Source organism: Streptomyces sp. NPDC058000 (assembly GCF_042886435.1).
GTDB lineage: Bacteria > Actinomycetota > Actinomycetes > Streptomycetales > Streptomycetaceae > Streptomyces.
Map to the genome: position 1 here is coordinate 74,491 of NZ_JBHVQS010000006.1, position 12,561 is coordinate 87,051.

Below are 12,561 nucleotides of genomic sequence, written 5' to 3' on the forward strand. Positions count from 1 at the left end.
GTCGGCCGGCCGGCGCGGGAGTCGGACGACAGGGGCTGGACGACGGGGGCGGCAGACGGGGGTTCGCGGACAGGTGCTAGCGGCGGATGCGGGTCATCTGCGGGTCGAAGAGCGGTTCCTGGGCGACGGTCGCGGCGACCTTCGCCCCGAAGTACTCGATGTGGACGGCGGTGCCGGGGACCGCGGCGGCGGCCGGCAGCCAGGCGTAGGCGATGCCGCGACCCAGGGTGTAGCCGTAGGCGGCGGAGGTGACGTAGCCGGCCGGGGCGCCGTCGACGTAGACCGGTTCCTTGCCGAGGACGTTGGCGGCGGGGTCGTCGAGGGTGAGGCAGGTGAGCTTGCGGGTGGCGGTCTCCTCGCTGAGGCCCGTCAGCGCGGCCCGGCCGAGGAAGTCGCCCTTGGCGGGGCGGACGGCGAAGGCGAGTCCGGCCTCGTAGGGGTGGTGTTCGGTGGTCATGTCGTGGCCCCAGGAACGGTAGCCCTTCTCCAGGCGGAGACTGTTGAAGGCGCTGCGGCCGGCGGCGATCACGCCGTGTTCCCGACCGGCCTCCCAGAGCGTGTCCCAGAGCCGGAGCCCCAGGTCGGCGGTGGTGTAGAGCTCCCAGCCGAGTTCCCCGACGTAGCTCAGGCGCAGCGCGGTGACCGGGACGTGGCCCAGGTAGGTCTGCTTGGCCTTGAAGTAGCCGAAGGCACCGGGTGAGAAGTCGTCGCGGGTCAGCGGCTGGACGAGGTCCCGGGCGAGCGGGCCCCAGACGCCGATACAGCAGGTCCCGGAGGTGATGTCCCGGACACCGACGTCCTCCGGCGCGTGCCGCAGCAGCCAGTCGAGGTCGGCTCCGCTGTTGGCGCCGACCTGGAAGCGGTCGGGGGCGAGCCGGGCCACAGTGAGGTCGGAGCGGATGCCGCCGGCCTCGTCGAGGAGGAGGGTGTAGGTCACCGAGCCGGGCTTCTTGGCCAGCTGATTGGTCGTCATGCGCTGGAGGAAGTCGAGCGCGCCGGGCCCGGTGACCTCCAGACGGCGCAGCGGGGTCATGTCGTAGAGGGCGACCCGCTCGCGGGTGGCGGCGGCCTCGGCGGCGGCGATCGGCGACCAGTGGCGGGCGGACCAGGCGTCCCGTTCGGGGAGCCGGAGCCCTTCGGTGAGCGGGGCGTTGGCCTCGTACCAGTGGGGGCGTTCCCAGCCGCCGGCCTCCAGGAAGTACGCGCCGAGTTCCTGCTGGCGCGGGTAGAAGGGGCTGGTGCGCAGCGGGCGGGGTTGCGCCATGGGCTGGAGGGGGTGGATGACGTCGTAGACCTCGATGAAGTTCTGGGCGCCGCGCTCCTCTATATAGGCGGGTGAGCGCTGGGCGTCCTCGAAGCGGGTGAGGTCGCATTCGTGGACGTCGGTGGCGGGCCGGCCGTCGGTCATCCATTCGGCGACGGCCTTGGCGACGCCGGCGGAGTGGGTGACCCAGACCGCCTCGGCGAGCCAGAAGCCGCGCAGGGCACGGGTTTCGCCGAGGACCGGCATCCCGTCGGGGGTGAAGGAGAAGACCCCGTTGAAGCCCTCGGCGACCCGGGATGCGCCCAGTGCCGGCAGCAGTCCGATGCTGTCCTGCCAGCTGGGAGCGAAGTCCTCCTCGGTGAAGGGCAGCGAGGACGGCATGACGGGGGCGTCGTCGAAGGCCGGGACGGTGCGGGGGTCGACGGGCATCGGCCGGTGGGCGTAGGAGCCGATCCCGAGGCGGTCCGTGTGTTCGCGGAAGTAGAGGTCGCGGTCCTGGAAGCGGAGGATCGGCCTACTGGCTTCTGTGCGTGGGTCGTTGACGCCGTCGAGTTCGGGGAGCGGTTCGGTGGTGGCGTACTGGTGGGCCAGCGGGAGCAGCGGGACGTCCACTCCGGCGAGGGCGCCGATCACCGGTCCCCAGAAGCCGGCGGCGGAGACGACGTGGTCGGCGGGGAAGACGCCGCGGTCGGTGACGACGCCGGTGACCCGGCCGGCCGCGCGCTCGATGCCGGTGACGGTGTGCCGGGCCAGGAAGCGGGCGCCGCGGCTCTCGGCGCGGGTCCGCTGCGCGCGGCAGGCGAGCAGCGCGCGGGCCAGGCCGTCGTCGGGGGTGTGGAAGCCTCCGTGGAGCGTGCGCTCGTCGAGCATCGGCCAGAGCTTCTTGCACTGCCGGGGGTCGAGGAGTTCACCGCGGACGCCCCAGGAGGCGGCGAGGCCGGCCTTGCGGTGGAGGTCGGCCCAGCGGGCCTCGGTGGTGGCGACCTCCAGGCCGCCGACGGGGTTGAAGCAGGGCAGGCCGTCCACGTCGAGGGAGCCGAACTTGCGGACGGTGTAGGCGGCGAACTCGGTCATGGTCTTGGACGGCCCGGTCTGGAAGACCAGGCCGGGGGCGTGCGAGGTGGAGCCGCCGGGGGCGGGCAGCGGGCCCTGGTCGAGGACGGTGACCCGGCGCCAGCCGCGGGCGGTGAGCTCGTCGGCGAGCGAGCAGCCGACGATGCCGGCTCCGATGATGACGACCCGGGCGTCGGCGGGGTCGCGCAGCGGACCGGTCACAGGACCACCACCGAGCGCAGCACCTGGCCGTCCCGCATCTTGTCGAAGGCGGCCTCCACGTCGTCCAGGGCGATGGTCTCGGTGACGAAGCCGCCGAGGTCGAGCCGGCCGCTGAGGTAGTGGTCGATGAGGACGGGGAAGTCGCGGCTGGGGAGGCAGTCGCCGTACCAGGAGGACTTCAGTGCGCCGCCGCGGGAGAAGAGGTCGATCAGCGGTAGCTCGATCTTCATGTCGGGGTCGGGCACCCCGACCTGGACCAGGGTGCCGGCGAGGTCCCGCATGGAGAAGCCCTGGCGGTAGGTCTCGGGGCGGCCGACCGCGTCGATGACCACGTCGGCGCCGTGCCCGCCGGTCAGTTCCCGGACCGCCTCGACCGGGTCGGTGCGGCGGGAGTTGACGGTGTGGGTGGCGCCGAAGCGGGTGGCGCCGTCCAGTTTGCGTTCGTCGATGTCGACGGCGATGACGCGGCGGGCCCCGGCGATCGAGGCGCCGGCGATGGCGGCGTTGCCGACGCCGCCGCAGCCGATGACGGCGACCGTGTCGCCGCTGCCGACCGCTCCGGTGTGGACGGCGGCACCGTAGCCGGCCATCACCCCGCAGCCGATCAGGCCGGCCGCCTCGGGACGGGCCGAGGGATCGACCTTGATGGCCTGTCCGGCGGCGACCAGGGTCTTCTCGGCGAACGCGCCGATGCCGAGGGCGGGGCTGAGCGGGGTGCCGTCCAGCAGGGTCATCGGCTGGGTGGCGTTGCGGGAGTCGAAGCAGTACCAGGGGCGGCCGCGCCGGCAGGACCGGCACTGTCCGCACGGCGCCCGCCAGGCGAGCACCACGTAGTCACCGGGCGCGAGGTCGGTGACGCCGTCGCCCACGGCTTCGACGATCCCGGCCGCCTCGTGGCCCAGCAGGAAGGGGAATTCGTCGTTGATGGCACCTTCGCGGTAGTGCAGATCGGTGTGGCAGACGCCGCAGGCCAGGACGTCGACGAGCACTTCTCCCGGACCGGGATCCGGGACCAGAATCATCTGCGGACCGACGGGTGCGCCCTTCTTCGCCGCGACGACGGCATGGACTTCGTGTGGCATGCCCTACCCCTCAGTGTTGCGCCCTGCACGACTGGTTGCGCGATGAGAGACATACTGGGAACGGCGTATCGGCAGCGTCAAGAGGTGCGCGCTAGCGGTTTGTAAAGGGCTGGTTACGCATGCGGAGCACGGCGCGCCGCCCGCGGACGCCCCGCGCACACGGAAGCGGGGCCGGATGCCACCACCCGACCCCGCCACGAACGACCGTCACCCGGCGGTCAGCGGACCCTGCGCCCGCCGACGCCCGGCTCCCGTCAACAGGCGTACCCCATCCGCCGGGAGAGCTCCTCACCAGCGGCAACGGTGCGTTTGACCACCTCCGGCAGCCGCTCCTCGTCCAGCCGGTACGCGGGCACCGACACGCTGATCGCGCCGATCACCGAGCCGTCGTGCGCCCGGACCGGTGCCGCGACCGCGCGCAACCCGAGCTCCAGCTCCTCGACCGCGACCGCGAAGCCCCGCTCGACCACCTCGGCCAACTGGTCGCGCAGCGCGACCGCGGAGGTCACCGTCCGCTCGGTCAGCCGGGGCAACTTCCGCGCCAGTACGGCCTCCTGGACCGGCGACGGCTGGTACGCGAGCAGCGCCTTGCCGCTGGACGTGGCGTGCAGCGGCGTCCGTCGGCCGAGCCAGTTCTGGGCGGTGACCGAGGCCGGTCCACGGGCCTGCATGATGTTGACCGCGGCATCGCTCTCCAGGACCGCGATGTTGACCGTTTCGCCCAGTTCGTCGGCGAGCGTCCGGCAGACCGCCGCGCCCTCCTGGGAGATGTCCAGCCGAACGGCCGCGGCCCCGGCCAGCCGCAACACCCCCGCGCCGAGGTAGTACTTGCCGCGCTCCTGCTCCTGGGCGACCAGTCCGCGGTTCTCCAGCACGCCCAGCAGCCGGAACGCGGTCGACTTGTGCACGCCCAGCTCGTCGGCGATCTCGGTCACCCCGGCCTCGCCGAGTCTGGCCAGGATCTCCAGCACGGTCACCGCCCGATCCACCGACTGCACCGCGCTCACCGCACCTCTGGGCGGCTTTCCCGCCACGGTGTCGTGCGGCTTCGGGTCCGGCCTGCCCGCCGGCTGCTGCTCCGCCCGCGCCTCCGCCTTGGCCGTTTTCGTCATAGGTCCGTGTCACCACCCAGCTCGCTGCCACCATCCAGCGGCCCGATCGGGCCGGCTTTTCCGGGGACCGCTTGACGCGCCGGGCCCCCGTCTGGATTCTGTTGCGCATAACGCTCTGTCGTGCGGATTGCGAAACTCGATAGTTCCGAACAGTAACAGGGGGGCCCAGTGATACCCGTCTGCCACCTCGCTGATCTGCCCGCCGGCGAGTCCGTTCGCCTCGACATCACGCCTCCGATCGCCGTTTTCCACGCCGACGGAGAGCTGTACGCCATCGACGACACCTGCACCCACCAGGACGCCTCACTCGCGGACGGCTGGCTGGAGGGGTGTCTGGTCGAATGCCCGCTGCACGCCGCTTCATTCGATCTCCGCACCGGAGCACCGACCTGCCTGCCCGCCCGTCGCCCCGTCCGCACCCACCCCGTGTCGGTCGAGGACGGCATGGTCTACGTCCACCTCACCGCCGAGGAAGGCACCGCCGCATGAAGTCGGTCACCGTCATCGGAGCCTCACTGGCCGGGCTGTACGCCGCACGGGCGCTGCGCGCCCAGGGTTACGACGGCCGCCTCACGATCGTCGGGGCGGAACCGCACCGCCCCTACGACCGCCCGCCGCTCTCCAAGGAATTCCTCACCGCACCGGCCACCACCGCCGAGGACCCGTCCGCCGAGACCCCCGCCACCGAAGACCTGTCCGCCGAGGGCCAACTCGCCCTCACCGACGCCGAAGAGGTCGCCGCACTCGACGCGGAATGGCTCCTGGGCACCCGCGCCACCGGCCTCGACCCCCGCCGGCGCACCATCCGCCTCGACACCGGCCACACCCTCACCACCGACGGTGTCGTGCTCGCCACCGGCGCCACCCCGCGCCGCCTCCCCGGCCCCGCCCCGGCCGGCTCCCACACCCTGCGGACCCTCGACGACGCCCGGGCCCTGCGCGCCGACCTGACCGGCGGCGGCCCGGCCCGGGTCGTGGTCATCGGCGGCGGCTTCATCGGCGCCGAGGTCGCCGCGTCGTGCGCCGCCCTCGGCCACCAGGTCACCGTCGTCGAGGCCGCACCACTTCCCCTCGTTCCCCAACTCGGTTACGCCATGGCCGAGTTGTGTTCCCGACTGCACGGCGATCACGGTGTCGCCCTGCTCACCGGCACCGGCGTCCGGGGACTGCACAGCGCGGGCCGCGACGACCGGGTCACCGGCGTGGAACTCTCCGACGGCCGCCTGCTCCCCGCCGACGTCGTCGTCACCGGCATCGGCGTCCGTCCCGCGATCGACTGGCTCGAAGGCTCCGGCCTGCCGCTCGGCGACGGCGTCCGCTGCGACGCCGGCTGCGTCACCCCGATCCCCACCATCGTGGCCGCCGGCGACGTCGCCCACGTGGCCGGCGCCCGCGCCGAACACTGGACCAACGCCACCGAACAGGCCGCCACCGCCGTACACAACCTCCTCGCCGGCCGGACCGCCCGCACCCACCACGCACTCCCCTACTTCTGGTCCGACCAGTACGGCGTCCGCATCCAGTTCGCCGGCCACCACCGGCCCGGCGACGTGCCCCGCATCGTCGAAGGCTCCCCGGACGACCGCAGCTTCCTCGCCCGCTACGAACGCGACGGCCGTACCACCGCCGTCCTCGCCCTCAACCGCCCGCGCCCCTTCATGCGCCTCCGCCGCGAACTCGCCCGCGCCACCCAACCCGCCCCCACCGCCTGACCGACCCGCGGCACCGCTGCCGCCGTCCGCACCCAGCAACCACCCAACGCCCCGCCATTTCAGGGACGTTGGGGGTTCACCCCGATGTCGGCCGCGGCACCCGACTCGCTACCGCCGGTCGGCGCCGTCCGCCGGCGGGCCCGGCGGCATCCGTTCGCGGAGCACCGCCTCCACCGCGTCCGGATCGTCGGGGGTGAGGAACGGCCGGACGTAGCGGCCGACGTCGAGGACGAGCGCGGTGCTCTTCGTCATCCGCCGCGGGTCCAGGCCCGCCCAGTACCGGGGGTGCCCACTGCCCCAGATGCGGCCCTGCCCCGTCAGGACGCCCATCTCCACCCGTCGCACCGAGCGGATCGCGGTGTACGGGATGGTCTTGGTGCCCCACGGGAAGTAGTAGCCGCGGATCCGCAGCGCGTCCGGGGTGCAGGTGATCCAGCGATCCCGGTAGTAGGTGGTCGTCATGTCCGCCTTCCTCCCTCCGAAAGTGGTCACCTTCCGGATCGGGTAGGGCGAGCATACGGAGACCGACCGCGGCGGGGCGGACCGGGTACCGGAGCGTGCCCCCGGCGGCCCACCGCAGCGGGAGGAAAATCGAAGGACCGGCGGGGCGACGGCGGACATAATCGGCGCCATGACCGTGAACGCTCTCGACACCGCCCCCGGGCGGGTCACCCCGCAAGGTCCCTGGCTGGCACCCGGAGTCGTGGTGATCACCGGTATCCAGGCCGCCGGCAAGTCCACCGTGGCGCAGGCCCTCGCCGAGCGCCTGCCCCGGTCGGTACATCTGCGCGGTGACGGCTTCCGCCGCAACATCGTCCGGGGCCAGGTCGGCATGACCCCGGACGCGGGGGAGGAAGCCCTCGCCCAACTGCGGCTGCGGCACCGGCTGACGGCCACCTGCGCGGACGAGTACGCCAGGGCCGGTTTCACCGTCATCGTGCAGGACATCCTCCTCGGCGAGCACCTCGCCCAACTGGCCGCCGACATCGTGACCCGCCCGCTCGCCGTCGTCGCCCTGCTGCCCGATCCGGAGACGGTCGCCGCGCGGGAGGCAGCCCGGCCCAAGACCGCGTACGGACCGGACTGGAGCGTGGGGGACCTGGACGTGCTGCTGCGGGCGGAGACGCCCCGGGACCTCGGGCTGTGGCTGGACACCTCGCGGCAGACCGTCGACGAGACGGTGGACGCGATCCTCGAACGGGCGTGGGCCGAAGGATCGGTGGCCTGACGGCCGGGGCGGCGTCCGGCGGCGGCGCGGGGTACCGCCCACCGGACGCCGCCCCGGCCGTCAGCCTCGCGGCAGGTGCCGGGTGAAGAACGACCGCACCCACCTCCGCACCGCCGGAACGGATTCCGCCGGATCGATCCGGCCGACCAGTGCCCGCCGGTCACCCGCGCCCAGCAGCCCGGCGGCCTGCAACTGCGGGGCGAGGGCCGCGTAGTCGGTGAACACCCAGTGCCCGGCCCGGGCGATCTCCCCCCGGCGGACCCGACCGCCCGATCGCGCCCGCACCGCCGACCAGGAACGCGCCAACTCCCCCTTCCCCGCGAAGCCCGCACTGCCGAGCAGCAGCAGCGGCCGGTCCACACCGTGCCGGGCGACCGGGAACAGCTCCCCCACCCGGCCCGGCGCCGGCGCCGGGTGATCGAGGAAGCCCTCCAGATTCACCGCCGCACCGATCCGCGGATCCTCGTACAGCGCCTGGGCCGCTGCGGTACCGCCCGCCGAGTGGCCGTAGACGCCCACCCTGCGCAGATCGACCGCCCGGCCGAGGCCCACCGGCAGCGCGCGCCCCGCCGCATCGGGGTTGCCACCGGCCGCCAGCACCGCCAACTGGTCCAGCACGAACCGGAGATCGGCGATCCGGGTCTCGATCGCGGTACGGAAGATGCCGGGATCCTTCCGGGGGTCCCTCCGGAACACGGTCGTCCGCACCTTCTCCGGCCGCCCCGGTCCGGCCACCGGGAACTCCACCTCACTGGTGTCACCGGGGTGGTCGAGGGTCACGACCACCGCGCCGCGGCCGGCCAGTTCCTCCGCCAGACCGGTGCCCAGGGTGCGCGGATCGCCACCGCCCGGACTGTAGAGGATCACCGGCCCCGGGACGTCCCGCGCGGGCGCATCGATGTGCGCATGGGTCCTGACGGCGGCCCACTGCACGCCGTGCGTCGGCAGGTGGTGCACGGCGGCGTCGACCTGGGCGAAGAGTTCCGCGGCGGCCCCGGTCATCTGCCGGGCCACCGGGTGCCCGTGCGCCGAACGGGCCGGGTAGAAGACGGTGACCATCAACTCCCGCACCCGGATGGCCGGATCCCAGGGGTCGGACCGCTCCGGATCGACGAGATAGAGGGTGGTGACACCGATCGGGTACGGCCCGGTCGGCACCGGCAACAGGGGCGTCAGCCCGACCCCCTCCCGCGCCCCTTCCCCGGCTCGTGCGCTGTCCGTGGCGGCACCGGCGAACAACGCCGCGGCCGCCAGCGACACCGCCGCCCTGCCGACCGTCCGCCGACCCACCCCACCCGCACCGGCACCCGTGCCATCCTCGGCCACATTCCGGGACATCGTTCCCCCTCACTCCCTACGCCTGCACTGCCGTCGACCCAACGCGGTCACACCTGACGTGACGAGCCGCGAGAACCCCGACGGCATGATCGCCACCGCCGTCGCCCGCGCCTTCTCCGCCACCGTCACCGTCACCGTCGTCCTCGTCACCGACACCCTGCCGCCGGGACCGGCGACCGGCGATCCTTTAGGCTCCGGCCGAAAGGCTGGCGCCATCGACGGCGGGGGCTCCGCCGGACAGGGGGAACAGTGCTTCGGATCCACTTCACGGCCGCCGACTTCGCCCGGGTCCGGTTCGCGCCCCGCCCGGCCCCGCTCCAGGAACTCAACGTGGCGCTCAGCGCGATGTGCCGCCGCGATGCCGCCCCGCTCTTCGGCCGCTGGCGGCAGCGGACGCTGCGGGCCCTACCGACGGCCGCGCAACCCTTCGGGGACCTCGTCCCCGGCCTGCGGGCCCCGAGCTTCCTCGACCAGTTCGGCGATGACCTCACGGAGGGACTGGAGTCCGTTCGGGCCACCTCCCCGAACGTGGTCCGCTCCGAGCTCGAACGGGTCTACGCCGGAGCGCCGACGCCCGCCCCCCGCTGGGTCCACGACCTGCACCGCGGCGACCCCGATGCCTGGCAGCTTTTCCGTCGGGCCCAGGCCGCCGCCTTCGACGCCGTCCTCCGGCCCGTCTGGCCGCTGATCCAGGACCTGCACCACGCGGAGTTCACCCGATACGCCCTGACCGTCGCCGAGCACGGCCTCGCCACCGCACTCACCAGCCTCGTCCCCGGCACCCAACTACGCGACGGCTGCTGGGAGTTCGCGCTACCGGCGCCGCACCACGAGAGCGAGCCGCGGGGGCGCTCCCTCGACCTGCGGGGCCGCGGGGTGGTCCTCGTCCCCACCTTCCACCGGACCGGACCGCCGCTCCTCGCCGACCTGCCCGGCCGGCCGCTGTTCCTGACCTATCCGGCCGGGCCGGGGCTTCCGCTCCCGCCATCCTCGGCCGGCGGCACCGACGAGGCGTTGGCCGCGGTACTGGGCCGCACCCGCCGGGACATGCTGCTGCTCCTGGCGACGGAGCACACCACCGGCACGCTCGCCCGCCGACTGTGCGTCAGCAACGCCACCGTCTCGACCCATGCCGCGGCGCTGCGCGGGGCCGGCCTGATCACCACGGAGCGGGCCGGCCGGGCGGTGCTCCACCGTCGCACCCCGCTCGGAACCCTGCTCGTCGAGCGGGGTCGGGCGGACCGACCGCCGCCGTCGTAGCGGTGGCCGTGGACGGCCCGGGGGCGACGCCGTCCACGGCCACCGGACCGTCAGCGCACCGCCATCACATTGGTGGCCTTCGCGCCGTGCACATCGAAGATGACCTGCTGACCGACGTCGGTGGTCTGCGTCTCCATCCCCGAGAACGGGAGCCGTTCTCCGCGCTCGTCGGCGATGATGCCCACACAGTCGCTCTTGTTGAACAGCACGATGGTTCCCTGCGGCATCGCTTCCTCCGTGGACGGACAGATCTCGGCGGCGGGCCTCTCCCGCCGACTGCGGTGAGTAGGAAACCTATTACGGAACGTGCGCCAAGAGGGAAGAGAGAGGCGCCCCTCCGGCCACACTCAACCGAAGTTGACCGAAAGTCAGCCCTCTTTGCTTCACTGTCGCGACGAAGCAAATGCCTTCGGCAACGCCCGTCACACCGTCACACCGTCATCCGCTCAGCAGCCGTACCGGTCCGCCGTCAACTCCCCCTGGGCGGTGGCCAACGTCCGGTCGTAGCAGGAGCCGGGACCGTGCACGCGGTAGCGCTCGCGCGAGACTCCGGTGGCGTGCCGCTGGTCACGGGGCACGTTCTGGTTGTACGCGGCGTCGCCGGTGTAGGTGTCGTCCAGCCGCGCCCAGTCGGTGCGCCGCCCGCCGTGCAGGGTGGCAAGGTCCGCGCGGTCGCCCATGGTCATGGTCGTACGCAGCCGGTTGGCGGCGTCCACGGTCGTCGCACCGTCCATGGTGTAGGTGCGCTGGGTACGGGTGGTGGTCGCGGGCCCCCGACCGCGTACGGTCACCGTTTCCGCGTCGTGCCAGCGTGCCCGGAGCGCGTCGGTCGTCTCGTCCGCGTTCCAGCGGTGCGTGGAGCTCCCGGTGAGCCGGCGCGTGACGGTCGTGGTGACCCGGCCGTGCGAGGTGTCGAGGTATCCCGCGACCGTGAGCGCGTGCCCGCCCTCGGCCGTCAACCGGCGCTCGGCGCCCGGCTCGTACGCGGTCTTGTCGACCGGGTCGCCCGCCTGGCTAGTGACGAGCGCGCCGGTCACATGAGCCGCCTTGGCGTCCTGCCAGACCAGGATGTTGGTGGGGGTGCTCCAGCCGCTCTGCCCGGCCGGCAGACCGGTGACCGACACCGCGACCTGGTGCGGACGCCCGTCGTTCAGCAGCCCGGCGAACGGCGTGAGGTCGTACTCCAGCGGCCGGACGTCGAAGGCCCGCGGGCCGGGGATCACGTACCACAGGAAGGGATTGGACCAGCCGCCCGTCCACACGGTCGGGAAGGGCGCCGCGATGCCGGCGAGCTGGCCGTCGATCCGCACCTGCACCTCGCGGTACGGGCCGTCCTTGGCCCGGCACGAGTACGGCACCGCGTCCGGCACCGTCAGGTACCAGAACTCCTCGCAGCCGCCGCCCGATCCGGTGGCGTACACCTCGGCGACGATGCGTTCACTGTTGCGCGGCGTGGTCAACTGCCCCTGGTACACCGCGTCCTGAGTGTGGCCGCCCTGGAGGGTGAGGACCTTGTCGGGGGTGGCGGCCGCCTTCACCCGGCCCTTTGCCGCGTAGAAGGTCAGCGTGACCTTGACCTTGATGACGCCGGTGTAGGTCCCGTCGACGGTGTTGCCGATCAGCATCTCGACGGGCTGCCGCGTACGCAGCACGGAGGCGTACCGCGTGACGTCCTTCTCCACGTGCCAGGCGATGCCCCGGGGCGAGGGTTCCGGGGTCGAGGTGCGGAGGACCTCCACGCCGCCGATGTGCAGATAGCCGAGACGGTCGAACTGCCGCCCGGCCACGGACCCTTCGAGGCTCAGGACGACCTTGCTCCAGCGGTGACCGCACTTTCCGGCGTTTCCGGGGTTTGTCGCGTTTTCGGGGTTCCCGGGGTCTCCCGTACTGCCGGGCGGTATGTAGGTGCCCTTGTAGGGCGTGTAGTCACGGAAGGCGGTGTCGGCGACCGTGACGCGGCAGGAAGGCGTGTCGGGGACGGACACGGGTGGACCCGCGGTGATCGGGTCGTGCCAGTCGTTGCCGAACTCGGTGGGCGGCGTCGCGGCCACGGCCGGGACCACGCCCAGCAACAGTCCGACGACAGCGGCGCACAAAGCGAGAAGCGCTCGTCTCATGGATCAGGAGTCAAGCGCTTCGTACTGCCGTGCACCAGTGCCCTGTTGGCCTGATCGCCTACGGGTGCCGTACCGGTCCCCCACTGGGCCTCCCCACCTCGGCGACCAGCCTCCGGCCGACCGTCGACGCACACCGGCCACCCGCGGCCCCGCCCGACCAGAGCCGACGAGCC

Annotated in this window: 11 protein-coding genes; 4 read left to right on the forward strand and 7 right to left on the reverse strand. The window is 72.8% G+C overall.

Features of this window, described 5'->3' with window-relative positions; translation table 11 throughout:
* Window positions 1-76: 76 nt before the first annotated feature.
* The 3 genes from ACFVT2_RS08960 to ACFVT2_RS08970 form a co-directional block, all read right to left on the reverse strand.
* On the reverse strand, window positions 77-2,539 hold the full coding sequence (locus ACFVT2_RS08960; protein ID WP_390014038.1) for an FAD-dependent oxidoreductase: 2,463 nt from the start codon (window positions 2,537-2,539) through the stop codon (window positions 77-79).
* The gene (locus ACFVT2_RS08965) at window positions 2,536-3,621 is read right to left on the reverse strand and encodes an S-(hydroxymethyl)mycothiol dehydrogenase (protein WP_390014040.1); all 1,086 of its coding nucleotides are present in this window, start codon (window positions 3,619-3,621) and stop codon (window positions 2,536-2,538) included. Before ACFVT2_RS08965 ends, ACFVT2_RS08960 begins: the two co-directional genes overlap by 4 nt.
* Before the next feature lie 254 nt (window positions 3,622-3,875).
* On the reverse strand, window positions 3,876-4,619 hold the full coding sequence (locus ACFVT2_RS08970; protein WP_390014462.1) for an IclR family transcriptional regulator: 744 nt from the start codon (window positions 4,617-4,619) through the stop codon (window positions 3,876-3,878).
* A 282-nt stretch (window positions 4,620-4,901) separates the two neighbouring features.
* On the opposite strand from ACFVT2_RS08970, the gene ACFVT2_RS08975 reads away from it, so the two are divergent.
* Window positions 4,902-5,222: a bifunctional 3-phenylpropionate/cinnamic acid dioxygenase ferredoxin subunit gene (locus ACFVT2_RS08975; RefSeq protein ID WP_390014041.1), complete on the forward strand. Its 321-nt coding sequence runs from the start codon at window positions 4,902-4,904 to the stop codon at window positions 5,220-5,222.
* Window positions 5,219-6,445, forward strand: coding sequence for an NAD(P)/FAD-dependent oxidoreductase (locus tag ACFVT2_RS08980; protein WP_390014043.1), 1,227 nt, complete (start codon window positions 5,219-5,221; stop codon window positions 6,443-6,445). The genes ACFVT2_RS08975 and ACFVT2_RS08980 overlap by 4 nt, the downstream gene beginning before the upstream one ends.
* A 108-nt stretch (window positions 6,446-6,553) precedes the next feature.
* On the opposite strand, the gene ACFVT2_RS08985 is transcribed toward ACFVT2_RS08980, so the two are convergent.
* Window positions 6,554-6,907, reverse strand: a complete 354-nt coding sequence (locus tag ACFVT2_RS08985; RefSeq protein ID WP_390014045.1) for a PH domain-containing protein — start codon at window positions 6,905-6,907, stop codon at window positions 6,554-6,556.
* Between the two features lie 244 nt (window positions 6,908-7,151).
* Between ACFVT2_RS08985 and ACFVT2_RS08990 the strand changes: the two genes are divergently transcribed.
* Window positions 7,152-7,673 (forward strand): AAA family ATPase, encoded by a 522-nt coding sequence (locus tag ACFVT2_RS08990; RefSeq protein ID WP_390014464.1) that lies wholly within the window; start codon window positions 7,152-7,154, stop codon window positions 7,671-7,673.
* A gap of 60 nt (window positions 7,674-7,733) precedes the next feature.
* Here ACFVT2_RS08990 and ACFVT2_RS08995 read toward each other — a convergent pair whose 3' ends face one another.
* Entirely contained in the window at window positions 7,734-9,011 is a 1,278-nt protein-coding gene (locus ACFVT2_RS08995; RefSeq protein WP_390014047.1) for an alpha/beta hydrolase family protein, read from the reverse strand.
* Between the two features lie 249 nt (window positions 9,012-9,260).
* Between ACFVT2_RS08995 and ACFVT2_RS09000 the strand changes: the two genes are divergently transcribed.
* Window positions 9,261-10,271 (forward strand): ArsR/SmtB family transcription factor, encoded by a 1,011-nt coding sequence (locus tag ACFVT2_RS09000; RefSeq protein ID WP_390014049.1) that lies wholly within the window; start codon window positions 9,261-9,263, stop codon window positions 10,269-10,271.
* A gap of 50 nt (window positions 10,272-10,321) precedes the next feature.
* On the opposite strand, the gene ACFVT2_RS09005 is transcribed toward ACFVT2_RS09000, so the two are convergent.
* Complete coding sequence (locus ACFVT2_RS09005; protein WP_390014051.1) at window positions 10,322-10,498, reverse strand: hypothetical protein; 177 nt, start codon at window positions 10,496-10,498, stop codon at window positions 10,322-10,324.
* A 219-nt stretch (window positions 10,499-10,717) separates the two neighbouring features.
* Window positions 10,718-12,388, reverse strand: coding sequence for a peptide-N4-asparagine amidase (locus ACFVT2_RS09010; RefSeq protein WP_390014053.1), 1,671 nt, complete (start codon window positions 12,386-12,388; stop codon window positions 10,718-10,720).
* Between the last annotated feature and the right edge of the window lie 173 nt (window positions 12,389-12,561).

Excerpts from the sequence above, each read along its gene's own strand:
- ACFVT2_RS08965 (WP_390014040.1), bottom strand. The coding sequence starts at position 3,621 with ATGCCACACGAAGTCCATGCCGTCGTCGCGGCGAAGAAGGGCGCACCC.
- ACFVT2_RS08980 (WP_390014043.1), top strand. The coding sequence starts at position 5,219 with ATGAAGTCGGTCACCGTCATCGGAGCCTCACTGGCCGGGCTGTACGCC.
- ACFVT2_RS08985 (WP_390014045.1), bottom strand. The coding sequence starts at position 6,907 with ATGACGACCACCTACTACCGGGATCGCTGGATCACCTGCACCCCGGAC.
- ACFVT2_RS08995 (WP_390014047.1), bottom strand. The coding sequence starts at position 9,011 with ATGTCCCGGAATGTGGCCGAGGATGGCACGGGTGCCGGTGCGGGTGGG.
- ACFVT2_RS09005 (WP_390014051.1), bottom strand. The coding sequence starts at position 10,498 with ATGCCGCAGGGAACCATCGTGCTGTTCAACAAGAGCGACTGTGTGGGC.
- ACFVT2_RS09010 (WP_390014053.1), bottom strand. The coding sequence starts at position 12,388 with ATGAGACGAGCGCTTCTCGCTTTGTGCGCCGCTGTCGTCGGACTGTTG.